The following is an 18,187-nucleotide window of genomic DNA, read 5'->3' as shown; positions in this document are numbered from 1 at the left end:
AAAAGATATGTCCGTCAACGTCGGGCTTGCGAGCAGCGCGGTGGCAATAGCATAGGTAGGGCCATCGGGAACGATCAACCGTTGAGGCGCTGGCCGGGAAGGCGCGGACGAGCATCGGATGAAGCTTCGCATCTTCTTCACGCCATCGGTTCCCGTTGCCCTTCTCGGTGGGCTCGCCGGTGTCTTGTGGTGGACGGTCTCGGCAAGCCCGTGGCCGCTGGATCTCATCTTCCTGCCCTTCGCGGCGTTCTACCTGCTGTTGTTCGCGATATCGGGCTGGGCGCTCGCCCGCCTGCGCGCGATCGAGCGATGGGAGACCTGGGACAGGCCTTGCCGTCTTCTCGTCCTGGCACCGCACGAGGACGATTGCGTCATCGCCGCCGGCGCAATTGGGCCACGAAACCGCAGCCTGGGCGGCGTCACGCGCATCGTCTACCTGGCGCCTGACGAGACGCCCGGACTGGCCGAGCGGCGTACCGGGGAAGCGCGCGCGGCATGGCGTGAGGCCGGCCTGCAGGACTGCGATCTCGTGCATCTCGACCTTCTGCCGCCGCTGCGCCAGCGCAATCCCGCGAGGCTTCGCGCCGCCGCCCTCGCCTTGAGGTCGATCATCGACGAATTCCGTCCTTCCGTGATCGTGATGCCGATGTTCGAGGGCGGCCACATCCATCACGACATGGTGGCGGCGCTGATCGGCCTGATCGTGACACCGCAGGATCGCTTCGAGGTGTTCGAGGCGCCCGAGTACAGCCCCTGCACTTCCTTGCGATACACGCCCCATCGTGTGATCGCCCTCTGCACGCGCTGGCTCTTCGGTCTCGTCTCCTATTGTGGACCGCCCGACGGCATCGATGACCGGACCATCGTCAAGTTCCGCCTCGATCCTCGCGAACTCGATCGCAAGCGCCGCATGCTGGGCTCCTTCGTGAGCCAAAACGCCGCGTCCCTCATGGCGACCCGCGCCTATCCCGACCGTTTTGCGCGCTGGGACCGGACACGCTGCAGGGCCCGCCCCTTCCCTCTTCGCGGCTCGTACCTGGGCTTCGTGCTTGCCGCACGACGGCTATTGCCGGCAGGCGTCGTCGATCGCCTGTTCCCCGTGCAACTCGGCACCATCGGCCGCGAAGGCGAGTTGACGGACTGGCGGAAGGAATTGCCGCCCGATGCCGAACTCGGCGCGGTCACCCGTACCTAGCAGCGAGCGCCGCGTAGGCTTCGGCGGCCGCCTCGAGCGTCAGACACTTGTCGAAGATGAGCCGGCGCGGACTAAAGGCATTGGTCTTCACTCCGTGCCAGAAGTCGGCAAAGGCGGATCGCAAGTCGGCCGCGCCGGCGAACTTGATGCCGCATCGCTCATCCCAGTAGGGCACGGACGTGACAGGTCCGTAGCGCACACCGCGCCGCAGATATTCGAGGTCCTGCCAGTCGCCGCCGGGATCCCAGGCGAAGACCGGCACGTCTGCCGACAGCATCTGCTGCAGGGCGATGCCCTGGGTCTCGTGATGGCTGAGATAGACCATGGAACGTACGCGGCGACTGAGAGCAAACAATTCCCATTCGGCATAGGAGCCGTAGCGCAGATATTCGACCGCGAGCCCATTGCCTCGCAGCTCGGCCATCAGCGGCTCGATCAGTTCGGTCCGATAGTCCTCCCGCCGGCGGTAGATCTTGTCGTAGACCAGGACGTCGACGTCCTTGGGTTGGGACGGCGAAGGCTCCCAGCGGCCGGTATCGATGCCGACCGGCCACACGCTGACGAGGCCAGGCCAGACCTTCGAGAACATCTGCCCGACCCATTCGCTCGGTACGAGCACCTGGCGGACCAGATGCCGTTTCGGAAGGCATTCGTCGTCGATCGGGTGATTGTAGATCGAAGTGCCGAACAAGAGCGGCGTGTGCGGCGGGAACCTCTGCAACAGATGCGGCTTGCCGATCAGGCACGCCAGATCGTCGGGATTCTTCCTCATGTATCGGAAGTCGTTGACGCGATGGGCAACGCCGATCCGGTCGAGGCCGGCCTTGAGGTTGAGGAACACGCGCATCGCCCCGCCGGGCTGCGTCGGACCACGCACCAGGTGCCGGATCAGACGTCGCGGGTAACGGTCGAGCGGCAGCCACCGGTCGGGATCAGGCTCTTCGTAGAACAGGTTGATCGGTCGTCCGACCTTCATCGCTGGGCCAGCCGCCATGCAAACCGAGGATGTCCTGCTTTGCCGTGCCAATCGGCTGCCGTCGGCGCCGGCCCTTCTCGATCCACCGGCGACGTCACGGATGGGCCGCTTGCGGAGACCTCCGCCGCGCCGCGCCCTGCGCCGGCCTGTCGAGCCACAGGATGACGCGCGGGACGACAAACTTGATGGTCGGGACAAATATGATCATGAACATCAAGGCCGCACCGATCATCTTGGGCAGGGAGACCTCGACGCCATCGCGCGCCATGCTGAAGGCGAAGGCCATGATGACCCCCTCGCGCATCGCCATCGGCAGGTCGAAGGACATCAGGACACGCACGCAAACGGCGAGGCCGAGCCCAAGCACTGCGATGCCGAGCAACATGCCCGGGAAGCCGAGGTCGGCGAAGTTCTCGCCCATGTAGCCGACGCTGATCGAAGTTCCCGTGGACACCTCGTCGAACAACAGCCGGCCGGTGAGCCGCACGTAGACCTCGGTGTCCGAGAGATCCGCCTTGTCGGGAAAGAACACGCGCGGCTTGAACACATGCTCCAGCGCCTCTTTCCACTGTCGCATCACAATCGGCTCGACGGACACCTCCTGGACGTCGATGACCGAGGCAAAAATGTCGACGTAGGCAAACCGGGTCAGCAGCAGATAGCTCGTCCGGCCGAGATCGATGTCGCCGACCGAGAGCATCTTGTCGCCCAGATATGCGAGGCGATCCGACAGCGGCACGACGATGGTCTGCGAGTCGGACGACTTCGACGCATATTCCCGATAGTCGGCTTTGACCCATGTCCAGAACAGCGCGAGCATCGTCAGGGTAACGACCGCGCAGACGGCCAGAAAGCCCGTGCTGAACCTCAGCCTGATCCGCGCCGTCACCGCCGCGATCGCGAGAAAGATGAAGACGCTGCGGAAATCCGACAGGAACCCGGTGAAGCCTGCTGCGATCTCGAACAGCACCACAGCGAGCATGATCGCCCCGCCACGTCCGGTCGACATGACGTAGACGAAGAGGACGAACAGGGCGACGACCTTGACCTGCCCCAGCGTCTCCGCCGGCTGGGCCAGACCGCCGCGGCCGAGAACGGCGGCCGCGCTGGAGACGATGAATCCCAGCCCGTACAGGATCACCAACTGGCGGACACTCCATCGAAGGTGGGCCGTGCGCTGCGCGGAAGTGGCGGGCTTGACGTTCGTCAGAACGAGGCGAAAGACGACGGCGAGGACGACCAGGCTCACCATCATGTACCAATAGGCGCGGACGACATTGGGCCCGGAAAGGCTTGCCGTCAGCGTCTGTCCGTCGACCCAGGACTGCACCATGCGGGCGAAGATCTGCAACCATTGCCATATGAACAGATAGAGCAGAGCAGCCGGCATCGCGCGCGTGTAAAGAATGCGCAGGCACAGCCACGGGATCGCGCCGCCGATGGCGAAGGCGATGGGATCGGGCGAGAAGACCGCGATGATCGCGCACAGGATCGCCAACAGCCGGGCCCCTTTCAGGACGAGCCTGAAATCCAGTTGGGCGGGTGGATGAATGGTCGAGGCGGTAGTGGCGGTCATGGCATAAAGATCAATGTTTACGCTGGTTTGTCGGCTTTTGCAAAAGTATTACTTTTGCAAACGGACGGCGCCTTCGAGGATGCCGCGGGCCGCGGCCGCCGGCGAATACGCGGCGATTCGAGCGGCGATGTCACGGCGCTGCCCCTCCGGCGCGGCGCGCAGCACGGCCTCGATCGCCCGGCTCAGGGCGGCGATATCCCCGAGCGGAAAGATTTCGCCCGTCAGCCCCGGGACAACGAGGTCCGGGCCGCAGCCGACGATATCGGACACCACCGCCGGCACGCCGCAGGCCATGGCTTCGTTCACGACGAGGCCCCAGGTGTCGGATTGCGAGGGCAGCACGACGACATCAGCGGCCGCGTACATGGCGGGCATCTCGCTCTGATTGACGAAGCCGCGCCATTTCACGGACAGGCCGGCCGAGTGCGCAAAGCTTGCGAGTTCCTCACCGAGCTGGCCCGAACCGGCGAAAGTGATGTCGAGATCCATGCCACGATCCTGCAGGAGCTTGGCGGCGCGAAGGATGTCCAGCGGACGCTTGCGGGGAATGAGCTTGCCCGCGAAAAGGATGCGCGCGGTGCGCGTTTGCCGCGTCGACCCGCCCGACTGCCGTGCCGCCTCGCTGCCGGACCGGAAGGCATCGTTGTCGACGCAATGCGGCGAGAAGAACAGGCGCCGTGGCGCGACCCCGTAGTGGAGCAGGTATTCGCGGTTGCGCTCGCCCACATAGAGAAACCCGTCGAAGCACCGCAATATCGAGGGAAAGACGATCTGCTTGATCGCCCGCAGAGGTCCCCGGCGCTCGTCGATGAGTTGAGAGTCGCCCCGGACCATGATCGGCACACCGTTCCGCCTGCAGGCGAACACCGCCTGCCAGTAGCTCCACAAGGCCCAGCCCGGCACGACGAAAGCGTCGAAGCGACCCTGGGCGATCTTCTCGACGATGCCGGGCGTGTTGCATCCCCAAAAGCTGTCCGACGAGGGGCGGCGCGAGACATTCGTCAGGAACTCGCTGCGATAGCCCGACATGATGTCGGTGTCCCACTCGAAGGGCACGCCGAACCCGGCGTGCGCCTGCTGCTCGGCAGTCTGGCGATGGGCGAAGTACACGGTGAGCTCGCACAACTTGTCGAGCTCACGCAGGATCGGCGTCCAATACTGGATCGGATGACTGATCAGGAAGCCGATACGAAGCGTCATCAGGCCGGCGCCTTGCCGGCGCAGGCACGGTCGAGCGCGGCGGCCAGCGCGCGCGTCGAGGCCCTTGCGGACAGAGACTCGCAGATCGCGGTGTCGACGGTATCCGGGTCCCAGGACGTATCCTTGATGAACTTTTCCAGTTCGCGGGCGATTTCTGCCGGCGCCGGCGGAGCTGCTTGCACCATGGAGAGGACGCATCCCGCTCTTGCCGAGCGGATCATATCCACGGCGCTGCTGTCGGCATGCAGCATCGCGAAGATCCGCCGACGCGACAGCATCCCCTGGAAGACCTTCGACGGCGTGTAGTGCCGCTCGCTCGATCCAAGGATCAGAATCGCGTCGCTCTTGTCGAGATGGTTCAGAGTGTCGACATAGCCGATGCGATGCGGATGCTCGGTCACCATGCCGTGGACGCCGAGCATCCGTGCGCGCGGCAGCACGCGATGGCCTTGCGGATCGTCGGGCGATGTCCCGGTGCCGACGAAGTGGACCCGAAGGCGGCTGGCGACGCCGGGTGCGAGCTTCTGCAGCTCTTTCAGTGCGCCGAGAAAAGCGTCGAGCACGTCGAGTCCGGCCGGCAGGAGCGCTCCCGCATAGATCATGTGGAAGTGACCGTCGTCCGGCTGGAACAGGAAGCTCGGCCGGTGCAACGTTCTCACCAGATCGAAATCCTCGGGCGCGCTCCCCATCGGCATGAAGGCGAGGATGGCGCTCCGTGCGACATCGGGATTGCGATCGAGCATGCCGGCGGCATAGCCCGGCGCCATGCCGGTGATCAGCGCTGCATCCCGCACCGACCAGGGTTCCAGCAGGCCGGCCAGCCGATAAGACGCCCACGCCTTCGTGAGCGGGCGGTCAACGCCGGGCCAGCGATTGATCCAGGGGTCCTGGTAGTCGATTCCGAACGGGACGCCATGGCGAAGGTGAATCAGCCGACCGACGGGAGCCAGGAAGTTGGAGGGAATCGTCACCAGCACGAAGTCGATCTCGCGCCGCGCCGCAAGTCCGGCCAGCACGCGGTAGCAGCCGAGGAAGGCGCGCACGCCGATGTCGTTGACGAGACGAAGCCGCCGGTTCGACAAGGTCGGCGCATGGATCACCCGCAGGTTTGCCGCTACCAGCCGTTCAAGATCGGGATCCGGCCTCTCTCCGTAGCAGGCCGGATCGCCGGTGACGACGATCGGCGTCCAGCCGAATTCGGGCAGGTAGCGCGACCAGAGCCGCGCGCGATGCGCACCGACGAGGTTGCTCGGCGGAAAGTGTCCACTGACCAGGGCGACGGTCTTGGTCACCGGCGTCCCACGCCGCGGCGGACTTCTTCATAGAGATCGAGATAGCGGGCGACCACGACATCGGGCGCATACTGCTCTTCGGCCCTGCGCCGGCAGCTCGCCCGGTCGAGCGCGCCCGCCTTCTCGACCGCGGCGCATCCCTCCTCGATCGACCGGATCAGAAACCCATCGACGCCCTGCCGCACGATCTCGGGCAAGGATCCGCGCGGACAGGAGATGACGGGCGTGCCGCAGGCCAGCGACTCGGCGAAGACGATGCCGAACGGCTCGTCCCACTGGATCGGGACGATCATGGCGCGGGCCTGGCCCAGGATGCGGTTCTTCTGAAGGTCGTCGACCGGTCCGACATACTCGATGCCTTCGCGACCGATCCGGGGCGCGATCTGCTGCTTCCAGTAGTCCGCCTCCGGCCCCGACGCGGCATGATTGCCGGCGATGAGGAGACGGCGCCTCGTCCGCCGTGCGATCTCGATCGCCCAATGCGCGCCCTTGATGCTCTCGACCCGGCTCAGGAACACCAGCGGCGCGTCGGGCGCGACGGCCGGGCTGAATTGAAGCGCCTCCATGTCGGCGAAATTCGGGATGCCCCGCCAGTTGCCGCCGGCCCGGCGTCCACAGGCGGCAACATAGTCGCTGCAGCCCGTGAAGCTGAGCATCCCGGGGGCCGCGAGCTTCAGTGCAAGTCCCACGGTCCGTGGCGTGGGATCGCGCTGATACGTCATGACGAGCGGAACCGGACCGCGCAGGTGCGGCGTGAGGTAGGCGATGCGCGAGAAGCTGTGGACGACGTCGGGCCGGAACGAGCGAACTGCTCGGCGCAGTGCCCAGGTGTTGCGCAGCGTATCCGGCCGCGCTTGGGATCTGCGGCCGGGCCAGCCGCGGAGAACATCGACCGGGCAGGTCGATCCCGGCTTCGCCACCAGGCAGACCGTGTGGCCACGGTGGCGCAATCGCCGCGCCAGGCCATCGACGATGCGCTCGATCCCGCCATAGAGTCTTGGCGGGACCTCTATCTCAGGGTCGGCCGTGAGAAGAATGCGCATCAGCGGATCGCTTCCATGTAGAGCGAATAGGGCTTGTGCTGATCGCGATCTATGGCATCGCCGGGAAAGCGTCCCTGGCGCCATTCGACCTTCTCGACCTCGGAGAAGCCGCCCTGCACAAGGGTGCGGCGAAGATGCTCCGCGTCGAAACCGCCATAGTGCTCGCCGTCCTGCACGAACACGTGGTTGAGCGCTTCCATCTTGGTCGCGAAGACGGCTTGCGGCTTCTCGCCGCCGCAGCCCACGGCATCGATCGCTTCCCAACCCGGCGCGATATAGGCGTCGATATACTTGCGCATGTCCGGCACGATGATGCGCAGCACGCCGCCGGGCTCGAGGCAGCGCCGGCACTCGGCGAGAAAGCGGGGGCGTTCGGTCGCCGGCTCGAGATGCTCGAAATAGTGTTCCACATGGATCCCGCGTGCCGAGGCGTCGGCCAGCGGGAGGCGGCGGCGGCAATCGGCGCGCATCGTCACATGGGCAGCCGCGAACAGATCGAGATTGATCCAGCCTTCCCGACCGAACGGCCCGCAGCCGATATTGACCAGCAATCCTCGCTGTCGCCCGATGGCCCGCCGCCTGGCAATCCAGCCGGGGTGCACGCGGCCAAGCAAGCGGACGGTCATCGCATTCAGCTCGCGCCGGAAGATGCCGAACACCCAGGGACTGACCGGCAGCCGCGGGATCAGCCACTTGCCGAGCCGCTGCTTCAGTGCCGACACCTGCTGCCTCCGGCGGCGCGATCGAGGGCGGCCGTTACCGCATCGACGAGGATGCCCTTCTCCACGTCCCAGTTGTAGCGGCGGCGACCGAGTTCCAACGCCGTCGCCTTGGCACCGGCGAGCGCTTGCGGCGATGAGGCCAGCTCGTCGAGCGTGCGCGCCATGGCGTCCGGATCCGAGAGCGAGACCAATGCGGCAGCGGCGCCGAGCTGGGGCGCCAGCGCCCGTTGCGCCGGCGTATCGCTCATCATCGTCGGCACGCCCGCCAGCAAATAGGTGAACACCTTGTTGGTGAGGCAGAGGCGGCGGTTCTCGGAGACGTCCGTCTCCAGCGACAGCCCGATATCGTAGGGCGACGCCAGCTTCACCATCTCCCCGGGTGGCGCCATCGGCAGCAATCTTATGCGTTCCGCCACGCCCAGCTGGCGGCCCATCTCGACCAGCCTGTCGCCGTGGCCCCAGCGATTGCTGCCGCGTATGTCCAGCGTGACGTGCGCGCGCGAGCGCGCCATGGCCTGGATGAAGCTCTGCAGGCCGCGATCCAGTCCGATGGTCTGCGAGAACCAGTAGGCAGTGAGGCCGTCGTTCTGACGCGGCGGGGCGACAGCCTCGATGGAAGCCGCCATGGTCTTTGGAAATACGTTCAGGACCGTCGTCGGAGCGACGCCATACCGCTTGGCGTAGGCCTCCGCTATCAGGGGGGAAGACGCAGTTATGTAAGCGCATCGCGGCAGGCAAGCGCGCTCGATCCGCATCACCAATTCCGTCTGAAGGCTGGTTGCCGGACTGTCCGTGCCTTCCCCGGAATGAAAGTCCTCGGCGTCGAAGCCCAGCGTGGCCCGATGCCGGCGCGCGGCCGCTGCGGCCGCGGGAAGCGCGGGCACATAATGTGCGATGTAGAGATCGGCATGCACGGCCGCCGCTGCGGCGGTCAGTGACGCGCTCGGACCGCCATAGGCGTTGGCTGCAACCGGAATCGGAACCGGAAGGCGCGCAGCCGACAGCGCCCGCGCAGCAGGCCGCGCGATGGCGTTCAGGTACCTTTCGCTCCGCCGTCGCGGCAGGCGAATGACTGTCCACGGCGCGTCCCCCGCGATCTCGTCGTCGAACGCCTTCAACGCGCCGGTGTAGTCGCATGCGATCACGGTCACGTCGTAGCCCGCCTCTTGCAACGCGTCGGCTTCTTTCACCAGGCGCGGATTGGACGACAGATTGCCCGGGCTCAAGATGCATATCCTGCGCGGCATCCGGCTATCCGAGACGTCGGTCGGAGTGAAGGCTCGGCGCCTCCTCGGTCGACAAGGACTCGAAGTGCAGCGGTGCGCTCAGCCGCAGCGCCAGATGACCGGCGCCCTGATCCTGGCGGAAATCGTAACCGACGGACCCGGGGTTGCAGGCGTTGACGAAGAATTGCACCGCCCCGTCGACGCGATGATCGACGACGATCGCGGTGCTGGTCGTCTGGAGATCGATATTGTACTCGCCCGCTGCCAGATAGAGCGGATCGAGCGACAGCAGGCATTCATAGCGGCCTGCCGTGGTCGGCAACGGGATGTTGCTGAAGCTCGCCGACGAGTAGAGGCCGACCGGCAGATTGTGATGATCGCGCAGTATCGCCACCAGCGACATTCCGGGCATGCCCGTCGTCTCGACGACCACCTTCAGGCGCAACGGCGTGCCCGGCGTGAAGTTCTCGGTGGCCGCGCCGTCGGCATCGACAAGCTTGGCGGAAATCAGCGTCGCGTCCTTGCCGCGTCCCCAATGCCGTATCCGCTCGGGCTTGCCGAGCGACGCGGTATAGTGGGCGAGGCCGGCATCGACGGGACCGTCGAAGGTGAGCACGCCGCCTTCGAGCACGATGCTGCGGCGTGTGAGCGCCGTCACCGCCGCGAAGTTGTGGCTGACGAACAACACGGTGCGCCCGCTGCCCGCGACCTCGGACATGCGGTTGATGCAGCGCGACTGGAACTCGGCGTCGCCCACGGAGAGGACCTCGTCGACAACCAGGATCTCCGCCTCGAGATGGGCGGCCACGGCGAAAGCAAGGCGGACGTACATGCCGACCGAATAGCGCTTCACCGGCGTGTCGATGAACTTGCCGACCCCCGAGAAGGCGACGATCTCGTCGAACCGGCGCCGCATCTCGGCGCGGCTCATGCCCAGGATGGCGCCGTTGAGGAAGATGTTCTCGCGGCCGGTCAGCTCGGGGTGGAAACCGGTGCCGACCTCGAGCAGGCTGTTGACGCGACCGTTGATCTCCACCCGCCCCCGCGTCGGCTCCGTGATCCGCGACAGGACCTTCAGAAGAGTGGACTTGCCCGCGCCGTTATGGCCGATGATGCTGACCAGTTCTCCCCGTCTGATCTCGAAGTTGAGATCGCGCAGCGCCCAGAACTCCTCGGTCTCTCCGGGCGTGTTGCTTGCGCGTCCCTTCAGGAACTCCGCGCCCCTGCGAAACAGCGAGCGGGCACCGGTCGTCATGGCCTCGCGCAACAGCCCGTCGCGCTCGACCTTGTGACCGATGATGAATCTCTTGCCGAGTCCTTCGGCGCGGATGACGGTATCGGTCATGTCAGATCACGTCCGCGAAGCTGCGCTCGATGCGGCGGAAGGTCCTGACACCCCACCAGAGGAAGAAGGCGGCCACCGCGAGGCTGAGGATGAAGCCGGGCAGATAGATCGGGCTGTCGCCGCCGACGATGCACCAGCGGAAGCCGTCGATGATGCCGACCATCGGGTTGAGATTGTAGAGCAGCCGCCAGCGCTCGGGCACGACCGAGCTCGGGAACCCGACCGGCGATACATAGAGCCCGAACTGAAGCACGAAGGGGATGACGAAGCGGAAGTCGCGGTACTTGACCACGATCGCGGCTGCCCAGATCGCCGGGCCCAGGCTCACGAGCAGCGCGAGCAGCACGAACAGAGGCAGGAGCAGGATCTGCCAGCCCGGAACGACGCCGTACCAGATCATCAAGGCCGCGAGGATCGACAGGCTCACCGCGAAATCGATGACGACGACGAGCACCGTCGCCAGCGGCACGATGAGCCGTGGGAAGTAGACCTTGTTGATCAGGTTGGCGTTGGCGATCACGCTCGTCGAGGCCTCGCCCAGGACGGACGAGAACAATGTCCACGGCAGCAGGCCGCCGATCACCACGATCGCATAGGGCACCGTCGTGCCGGTCGCGATCTTGGCAATGTGGCCGAAGACGACCGTGAAGACCACCATCGTCAGGAACGGCCGGATGAAGGCCCAGACGATGCCCACCACCGTCTGCCGGTAACGGACGGAAACGTCGCGCCAGGCCAGAATCAGCAGCAGCTCGCGATAGCGCCAGAGATCCTGCCAGTACTGGCGGTCGGCCCGGCCCGCCTCGAGCACGAGGCGCGTCGAGAACGGGCGGTCGGAGGAGTTCATGCGGCGTCCTTCGCGTGCCGCGGGGCAGCCATCAGGCGAGCCAGGAGCCGGCGCGCGGCGACGGCAAAATGCTTGCGCCGGTACGGCTCGATCGTCCTGGGGTCGCCCCTGCCCTCGCCCAGCAGACGTTTGATCGCCTGGGCCAAGGCCGCGCTGTCGTCGGGATCGACAAGCATCCCGGTCTGCCCGCCGACGGCATCGGCGCTGCCGCCGCCCCGCCCGCCGACCACGCGCAGGCCGCAGGCCGCCGCTTCGAGATAGACGATGCCGAAGCCTTCCTTGCTGCTCGGCATGACGTAGAGGTCGGCCGTGCGATAAAGGTCGGGAAGATCTTCTTCCGGCACGAAGCCGATGAACCGCACGGCCGCCCTGTCGCCGGCAATCTCGGCAGCGCGCGCCTCGAGGCGGGCACGGTCGTCGCCGTCGCCGGCCACGACATGGACAAGACCGGGAAATTCGCCGCGCAAAGCCGGCAGCGCTGCGAAGACCTGCTCGTGTCCCTTGTAGCGTTCGCTCGCGGCAAGGCGGCCCACCGTGAGCAGGATCGGCCCGGGGCCAAGATCGAGCCGTGTCCGCAGCGCCTCGGACGGTGGACCCGGCACGAACATGTCGCGGACCGTATCGGGCAGGACGCGCACGCGCTCGGGCGCGACGTCGGCCCATTCCAGCAACGCGCGCCGTGTGGCCCGGCTCACGACGGTCACGAGGTCGGCCGCCTCCACCGCGCGCCGCGTCCAGCGATCCGGGGCCTCGAACACTTCGGCGCCGTGCGCCTGCAGCCAGAGGCGCGCGCCGAGCAGCCGGGCAATCGTCCAGCCGAGCACCGCCATGTAGACATGGCCGCAGAACACGACGTCGAACGGGCCGTGTCGCCATGCCGTCAGAATCGAGCGCACGAAATAGTGGACGCGGCCCAAGGTCGGGCGCGCCTGCTCTACTCCCGGCGGCAGAGCGAGGCCCGTGGCGTCGCCCAGGCGCGGCAGGATGAAGGCACGCGCCCCGCCTTCGGCCAGCGAATCGAACAGGTCCTGGTTATAGCGCGCGATGCCGCCGCGCGTGCCGTAGCCATCGGTCAACAAGGCCAAGAGCCGAGGACTCCCTGTCATTCAAGCCAACGCGACGCCTGTCCAGCCCGCCTGCCAGACATGCCGCAACCAGGCACGCGATGCAGCCGAGAACGACACGTCCTCCGCCGCGCCCGCCGCGGCGCGAAGCCATTGGCCGACCGGCGTCGTGAAACCGGTCTTGGCGCGGCCGCGCACGGGATCGGGCAGCGGTGGCCGCGGGATGTCGGCCACGGCTGCCTTTGCGTCGATGGCCTCAAGGACATCACCCGGCGGCAACGCCGACAGGAAGAACGGATCGACGTAGGGAACGCGGATCTCGACCGAGTGCGCCATTCCCGCCCAATCGGCATCGCGCAGCAACTGATTGCGCATGTAGAGCGATGTCTCGAGCGTGGACACACGGTCGAACGCGCCGAGCGGGCGTCCGGCCCGCAACTCGGCGGCGATGCGACTGACCGGGGCCAGCCGCCGCATCCCTTCCTCGACGAGGTCGGAGTCGAGGAGAGCGGCAAGTTCCCACGGCATGTAGACGGCCCGGCGCAACAGATAGGCGCCGGCCCATTGGCCGCCATACTCGAACAGACCGGCGGCCTTGGGATGCCAACCGGCTCCGAGCCCGATGGCCGCCGACATGGCGCAGCGCAGCAGCCGGCCCGCTCCCGGCACGAAGTGGAACGGCCGCAGCAGGCGCACTGCCCGCGGCAGCTCGGCGAACGACGGGTAGCCGCCGAAGCACTCGTCGGCACCCAGCCCGCTCAGCGCCACCTTGATGCCCGCTTCGCGCGCGGCCTTGGCAACGAACCAGGTATTGATGCCGTCGATCGTGGGCAGGTCCATCGCCTCGAGAATGGCGGGCAGATCGCGCTCGAATTCGGCGCGGTCGACGGTACGAACGATATGCCGCGCGCCATAGCGCGCGGCTACTTCGGCAGCCAGCGGCGCTTCGTCGTTCGGCTTGCCGCGGAACTCCGCGAACGAGAGCGTGAGCGCCGAGATGTCGCGGACGCCGAGCTCCGCCATGGTGCCGAGCAAGGCCCCCGAATCGAGGCCGGCCGACAGGAAGACCGCGACCGGCACGTCCGCCACCAGATGATAGCGGACCGAGTCGCGCACGGCGGTGCCGAGCCTTGTTCGCGCGCCGGACGGGTCGCCTGCCTCCGCCGCCCGGCGTTCGAGCGAGCTCGCCACCTGATAGTAGCGGGCAGGCGAGTCCGGCCCGACGGCATCGACCTCGAGCGTCGTGCCGGCCGGAAGCGCACGAATTCCCCGCCAGACGGTGAAGGGTTCGGGCACGCTGCCCAGAAGATGGAAGCCGACGATGCCTGCCGGGTCCGGCTCGCGCGACACGGCGCCGCCGGCCAGCAAGGCCTTGGCTTGCGAAGCAAAGCGCAGCGTCCAGCCGTCGTCCGCATAGTACAGAGGCTTGATGCCGAGCGGATCGCGCGCCAGCAGCAGCGTACGCGCGCGCGCGTCCCAAAGCCCGAAGGCGAACATGCCGCGCAGCGCCCCGACCATGGCCGGGCCGCGGTCGGCATAGAGCTGGAGCAGCACTTCGGTGTCGCTTTCGGTGCGGAACGTGCATCCCTTACGCTCCAGCTCCGCACGCAGCTCGCGATAATTGTAGATCTCGCCGTTGAAGGTGATGGTGAGCACGCCATCGGCGCTGTGCATCGGCTGCGAACCGCGCTCCGAGAGATCGATGATGGCGAGACGACGATGGGCAAAGGCCACCCGCTGGTCCGGCGATACCCAGTCCGCGCTGCCGTCCGGGCCGCGCGCCGCCTGGCGGGCGCTGATGCGCGCGAGCTCGCCGCAATCGACCGGAGGCGCCACGTCGAGATAGGCGAAAATGCCGGCTATACCGCACATGTCGAAGGCGAAACTGGCACGAAACGAAAAGCGAGGGTGACCGTCAGCGGGCGCCGGCACCGCCGAGGATCACGGCGAAGGTGCGGAGCACGATCACGATGTCCAGCCATAGCGAGCAATGCTTCAGATAGAAGAGATCATACTCCAGTTTGGAGCGCATTTCGTCGTGGTCATGGGCATATCCCTGGTTTATCTGCGCCCATCCCGTGACGCCGGGCCGTACGATGCCACGCAGCGCAAAGTGCGGAATGTCGCGCACATACTGCTGATCGAGAACCAAAGCCTCCGGCCGTGGTCCGACCCAGCTCATGTCGCCGCGCAGGACGTTCACGAGCTGCGGCAACTCGTCGAGCCGGCAGCGCCGCAGGAAGGCGCCGATGCGGGTCACGCGCGGATCGGCGCTGCTCGTGAAGCTCGGACCCGCGGCGCCGTGGTACATCGTGCGAAACTTGACCATCCGGAAGACCCGGCCGCGACGGCCGACGCGCGGCTGCAGGAAGAAGATCGGTCCCGCGCTGTCGAGGCGGACAAGGAGGGCGACCGCGCCAAGCGCAGGCAGAAGCAGCGGCAGAGCGAGAACCGTCAGCGCAAGCTCTATGGCGCGCCGAACAAGCAGGTATTGCCGGGACGGCAGCAAGGCGCCGAACTCGTTGGGCGTGAGGCCGCCGAGCGGCGTCCGGCCCGTCAGGTTCTCGAGAATGAAACGCCGGTCGAGCACGGGCACCCCGGCTATGGCGGCGTTGGCCAGCGCCGAAAGCTCGCTCTCGGTCAGGCCGGCCGCGAGGTCGGCGACGATCGCATCGACGCGGACACCGCCCATCTGAACGTCGTCGAACTCGAGCCACCTGCACCCCGGCACCTGCGGCATGGTGCCGAGCAGCGACGTCGGCACTACGGCATAGTGGCGAACGAGGTAGCGCGCGCGCAGCCGGGCGATGGCTGCCATCCATACCATCGCCAGCACCCCGCTGCCGAAGAGCTGGATGCGGGAATATTCGGAGCGCAGCAGCACGAGGATCACCGCGATCGTCGCATAGGCTATGGCGGCCAGTGGCGCGACATAGCGCAGGTAACCTTGCAGGGCTGAGCGCGGAAAAGCGTCGAGCCGCCGGCCCATGTACCAGACCACGGCATAGGCAAAGGCGGTCGCGAGAATGGTCTGCTCGGTCGCTCCGAAGCCGTTTCTGAACGGCTCGCCTGTCGCGTAGAACGAAATCGGCATCACGACGCAGAACAGGAAGCCCCCGATGGCCTCGATCCATCTCTCGATGAAGCGCTGCGGAGCGGAGCGGATGACGTACTCGCGCATATGCAGCGACTCAGCCGCCGAAGGCTCGCCTCCAACCGCCATCGCATTTCGCAAAGTGCCGCTCCTTCGAAAGCCGCGTAGCGTCAATGGCACAGGCAAGACCTGAAGACCGGATCAATCTGCCGGCGAACCGATCGTCCAGCCGGGCGTGCCCTCGCCACAAACTACATCAACAATGAAATATAATTCATTGATTTTCTTTCGTAAAGGCCTTCGATGCCGGGTCGATTTGCGCGAACGCCTGGGCCCAACCCATGCCGAGGAGGGCGCTGACGAAGAAGGCGATGGACGGCATCTGCAAACTGAAGTCGACGGTAGAATGGAGGATCGGCACCGCCGCGACCGCGAACGCCGCCGCTGTCAGATCGCGACGTCGGCGGTGGCGCCAGGCAGCGCGCCCCGCCGCCATCCAGGGCAACAGCACGACCACCATCGCGACCGCGCCGCCCGGGATGCCCAGTTCGAGCACGGTCTCGAGCGGAGTGGAGTGGGCCTTGTCGTTGGCGAGCGGAATCTGGGGCGGTTGCAGCACGGCATAGATGTCCGGGAAGCTGCCAAGGCCCCAACCGAGCCATGGCGATTGTTCGATCGCGCGAAGCGTCGTCTGCCAGATGAGGACGCGATCGACGGTGCCACCGGACGACGATCGCGCGACCTTCTGCATCAGGGCGCCGCCTGCGATGACGAAGATCAAGGCGCCCGCAACGCCTGCCGTGACGAGAACCCTGCCCAGATGGCGGCGCGAGCGCAGGCGACCGCGTGACAGCAGCACCCCGAGCAGGACAGCACTTGCGGCCGTGGCGGCCAGACCGGCGCGGGAGCCGGACAGCAGCAAGCCGCCGGCAAAGAGCAGGGCCAGCGCCATCAGCGCCAGGCGCGAGCCGGTCAGCCAATCGAGCATATGGCTGCTCTCGCCAAGTTCGGTCACGGCGTGACGGTCAGCTGATCCTTCACGGAAGATCAGGGCGATTGCGGCAATCGCCGCCATGCCGAGGAAGCAGCCGAAGGAATTGCTGTTCACGAAGGTGCCCGACATCACGCAGCGATCATATTCCGCCACGTAATCGCCCTGCTTCTTCAAGTAGCTTCCGACGAAGCAGGAGTGGTTGGGCAATTCGAGAAAGGCATAGATCGTCACCAGCAAGGCGCTGGCTGTCAGAACCATCAGGAGCCACCGCGCGTGCCGCCCGTCGACGCAGAGAATGCGCGCGATGACGAAGATCAAGCCGCATGCCAGGCAGCGCACCAACGCCTGAAGCGATGCGTCGACCGCAAGGCTCGGCACCGGAGCATGCGCATGACCCAGTATCGCGGCCGCCCTGGCGTAGAACGAGGCGCTCGCGGTTTGCGGCGCGAAGGGTGACATCTGGAGCACCGCGACACCCATCGTCAGCGCGAAGCAGGCGATCAGGATCGCCATCGGCCTTCCCTCGCCGACCGCGAGCCCGAGCCATTGGCGGTTGCCGTGCATTGCGATGACGATGGCGAGAACGGCGACGACCACGGCCATCGGCGCCCAGGCCCAATCCCGATTGCCGCCCATCGGCAGCGGCGCCACCAGAAGCAGGGCCAGGAACAGGGTGACCATGAGGGCGTCGGCGGCGCGGCGCGCGAACGCCACGGGAGGCCGACCTGCCCTTCCGTCGGTTGTGCGGCGCCCGGATCGCGTGGTTGGCATCAGCGGCGCAGCTCGCGCACGATCAGCCCGGTGAGCTCCTCCTCGGCGCCGGGCTCGTCGCGCAGGAAATAGCGGATGATCAGCTCGTCGGCGGGCGAGCGGATCGCCCAGGCGAAGAAGCGACGGTCCGCGGCGACCTGCCAGGTCTGCCGCATGTACGCGGTGATGCGATCCTTTTGGCCGTCGCTGAGGTATGGCCAGCCATCGAGGATGATCCTGAGCCGCGGCAACCAGGTTCCCGGAATGAGCCCTGCGTAATCGATCGACAGGAGAAGCGGCGGCAGCATCGCGCGCGAGCCCCCGTCCAGGACGTCGATCATCGCCGCAAGCCGAAGCCAGCCGACTCCGCGTGCCGGCGCATCGGCAAGTCCTCTTTCGAGGTCGGCGCGGGCGCGGCGTTGCCACCGGGAGCGCTCCTCCGGCGCCACCTTGAGGCTGTAGGTGAGTCCCGCCCCGCCCAGCAGCTCGGATCGTTCGAGATAGCGGCCGGCCGAGGGATCGAGCGCAACGGCGCGATCGAGATCTGCGATACCGGCACGGACGTTGTCCAGGCCGAGCGGATGGCCGATGCGCAGATCGGTCATGACGGCGTCGGCCTTCTGCGCTTCCCAGGCTCCACGCGCCACCGGCAACGACAAGAACAAGAGACATGCGCCGCCGACTGCCAGCAGAACGCGCATCAGCCAATTGGATACGATCGACAACTCTCCCCCGCCGCGGACCTGCACTCCACCGCCGGTTTCGGGCGATGTCAAAGGACAACGCAATCCTAATACACCGGGAATGCGCAGGCGAAGGTTGCCGCCGTCGAGGCGTGGCGCCTATCGTTCCGCCCACAATCC

At 66.6% G+C, this 18,187-nt stretch carries 15 protein-coding genes; 1 reads left to right on the top strand and 14 read right to left on the bottom strand.

Features of this window, described 5'->3' with window-relative positions:
- Window positions 1-118 precede the first annotated feature (118 nt).
- Complete coding sequence (locus VH499_RS09270) at window positions 119-1,195, top strand: PIG-L deacetylase family protein (RefSeq protein WP_332052429.1); 1,077 nt, start codon at window positions 119-121, stop codon at window positions 1,193-1,195.
- Here the strand turns inward: VH499_RS09270 and VH499_RS09265 are convergent.
- The 14 genes from VH499_RS09265 to VH499_RS09200 all read right to left on the bottom strand — a co-directional run bounded on the left by VH499_RS09265 (window position 1,182) and on the right by VH499_RS09200 (window position 18,025).
- A complete protein-coding gene (locus VH499_RS09265; protein WP_332052428.1) occupies window positions 1,182-2,189 on the bottom strand; it encodes a glycosyltransferase family 1 protein in 1,008 nt (335 codons plus the stop codon). The genes VH499_RS09270 and VH499_RS09265 overlap by 14 nt on opposite strands.
- A 76-nt stretch (window positions 2,190-2,265) precedes the next feature.
- Entirely contained in the window at window positions 2,266-3,747 is a 1,482-nt protein-coding gene (locus VH499_RS09260) for a hypothetical protein (protein ID WP_332052427.1), read from the bottom strand.
- A gap of 48 nt (window positions 3,748-3,795) precedes the next feature.
- Window positions 3,796-4,947, bottom strand: a complete 1,152-nt coding sequence (locus VH499_RS09255) for a glycosyltransferase family 4 protein (RefSeq protein ID WP_332052426.1) — start codon at window positions 4,945-4,947, stop codon at window positions 3,796-3,798.
- Complete coding sequence (locus tag VH499_RS09250; protein WP_332052425.1) at window positions 4,947-6,239, bottom strand: hypothetical protein; 1,293 nt, start codon at window positions 6,237-6,239, stop codon at window positions 4,947-4,949. Before VH499_RS09250 ends, VH499_RS09255 begins: the two co-directional genes overlap by 1 nt.
- Window positions 6,236-7,282 (bottom strand): glycosyltransferase, encoded by a 1,047-nt coding sequence (locus VH499_RS09245; protein ID WP_332052424.1) that lies wholly within the window; start codon window positions 7,280-7,282, stop codon window positions 6,236-6,238. The genes VH499_RS09250 and VH499_RS09245 overlap by 4 nt, the downstream gene beginning before the upstream one ends.
- Complete coding sequence (locus VH499_RS09240) at window positions 7,282-8,004, bottom strand: class I SAM-dependent methyltransferase (protein ID WP_332052423.1); 723 nt, start codon at window positions 8,002-8,004, stop codon at window positions 7,282-7,284. The genes VH499_RS09245 and VH499_RS09240 overlap by 1 nt, the downstream gene beginning before the upstream one ends.
- Entirely contained in the window at window positions 7,992-9,230 is a 1,239-nt protein-coding gene (locus VH499_RS09235; RefSeq protein WP_332052422.1) for a glycosyltransferase, read from the bottom strand. The genes VH499_RS09240 and VH499_RS09235 overlap by 13 nt, the downstream gene beginning before the upstream one ends.
- Window positions 9,231-9,255: 25 nt before the next feature.
- Complete coding sequence (locus VH499_RS09230; RefSeq protein WP_332052421.1) at window positions 9,256-10,575, bottom strand: ABC transporter ATP-binding protein; 1,320 nt, start codon at window positions 10,573-10,575, stop codon at window positions 9,256-9,258.
- Between the two features lies 1 nt (window position 10,576).
- Window positions 10,577-11,422 (bottom strand): ABC transporter permease, encoded by an 846-nt coding sequence (locus VH499_RS09225; protein WP_332052420.1) that lies wholly within the window; start codon window positions 11,420-11,422, stop codon window positions 10,577-10,579.
- Entirely contained in the window at window positions 11,419-12,507 is a 1,089-nt protein-coding gene (locus VH499_RS09220) for a glycosyltransferase family 4 protein (protein WP_332052419.1), read from the bottom strand. The genes VH499_RS09225 and VH499_RS09220 overlap by 4 nt, the downstream gene beginning before the upstream one ends.
- A 21-nt stretch (window positions 12,508-12,528) precedes the next feature.
- Window positions 12,529-14,358 (bottom strand): asparagine synthase (glutamine-hydrolyzing), encoded by a 1,830-nt coding sequence (gene asnB / locus VH499_RS09215; RefSeq protein ID WP_332052418.1) that lies wholly within the window; start codon window positions 14,356-14,358, stop codon window positions 12,529-12,531.
- A gap of 43 nt (window positions 14,359-14,401) precedes the next feature.
- Window positions 14,402-15,667, bottom strand: coding sequence for a sugar transferase (locus VH499_RS09210; protein ID WP_332052417.1), 1,266 nt, complete (start codon window positions 15,665-15,667; stop codon window positions 14,402-14,404).
- Between the two features lie 187 nt (window positions 15,668-15,854).
- Window positions 15,855-17,288, bottom strand: a complete 1,434-nt coding sequence (locus tag VH499_RS09205; RefSeq protein WP_332052416.1) for an O-antigen ligase family protein — start codon at window positions 17,286-17,288, stop codon at window positions 15,855-15,857.
- A gap of 56 nt (window positions 17,289-17,344) precedes the next feature.
- Window positions 17,345-18,025 (bottom strand): hypothetical protein, encoded by a 681-nt coding sequence (locus tag VH499_RS09200; protein WP_332052415.1) that lies wholly within the window; start codon window positions 18,023-18,025, stop codon window positions 17,345-17,347.
- Between the last annotated feature and the right edge of the window lie 162 nt (window positions 18,026-18,187).

Origin of the sequence: Reyranella sp. (assembly GCF_036558665.1) — a bacterium.
Lineage (GTDB): Bacteria > Pseudomonadota > Alphaproteobacteria > Reyranellales > Reyranellaceae > Reyranella.
The sequence above is the reverse complement of the archived record's forward strand: the minus strand, read 5'-3'. Positions and strand labels throughout refer to the sequence as shown.

Coding starts and splice junctions, on each gene's coding strand:
- VH499_RS09270 (WP_332052429.1), top strand. CDS start 119: ATGAAGCTTCGCATCTTCTTCACGCCATCGGTTCCCGTTGCCCTTCTC.
- VH499_RS09265 (WP_332052428.1), bottom strand. CDS start 2,189: ATGGCGGCTGGCCCAGCGATGAAGGTCGGACGACCGATCAACCTGTTC.
- VH499_RS09260 (WP_332052427.1), bottom strand. CDS start 3,747: ATGACCGCCACTACCGCCTCGACCATTCATCCACCCGCCCAACTGGAT.
- VH499_RS09255 (WP_332052426.1), bottom strand. CDS start 4,947: ATGACGCTTCGTATCGGCTTCCTGATCAGTCATCCGATCCAGTATTGG.
- VH499_RS09245 (WP_332052424.1), bottom strand. CDS start 7,282: ATGCGCATTCTTCTCACGGCCGACCCTGAGATAGAGGTCCCGCCAAGA.
- VH499_RS09230 (WP_332052421.1), bottom strand. CDS start 10,575: ATGACCGATACCGTCATCCGCGCCGAAGGACTCGGCAAGAGATTCATC.
- VH499_RS09225 (WP_332052420.1), bottom strand. CDS start 11,422: ATGAACTCCTCCGACCGCCCGTTCTCGACGCGCCTCGTGCTCGAGGCG.
- asnB (WP_332052418.1), bottom strand. CDS start 14,358: ATGTGCGGTATAGCCGGCATTTTCGCCTATCTCGACGTGGCGCCTCCG.
- VH499_RS09210 (WP_332052417.1), bottom strand. CDS start 15,667: ATGCGCGAGTACGTCATCCGCTCCGCTCCGCAGCGCTTCATCGAGAGA.
- VH499_RS09200 (WP_332052415.1), bottom strand. CDS start 18,025: ATGCGCGTTCTGCTGGCAGTCGGCGGCGCATGTCTCTTGTTCTTGTCG.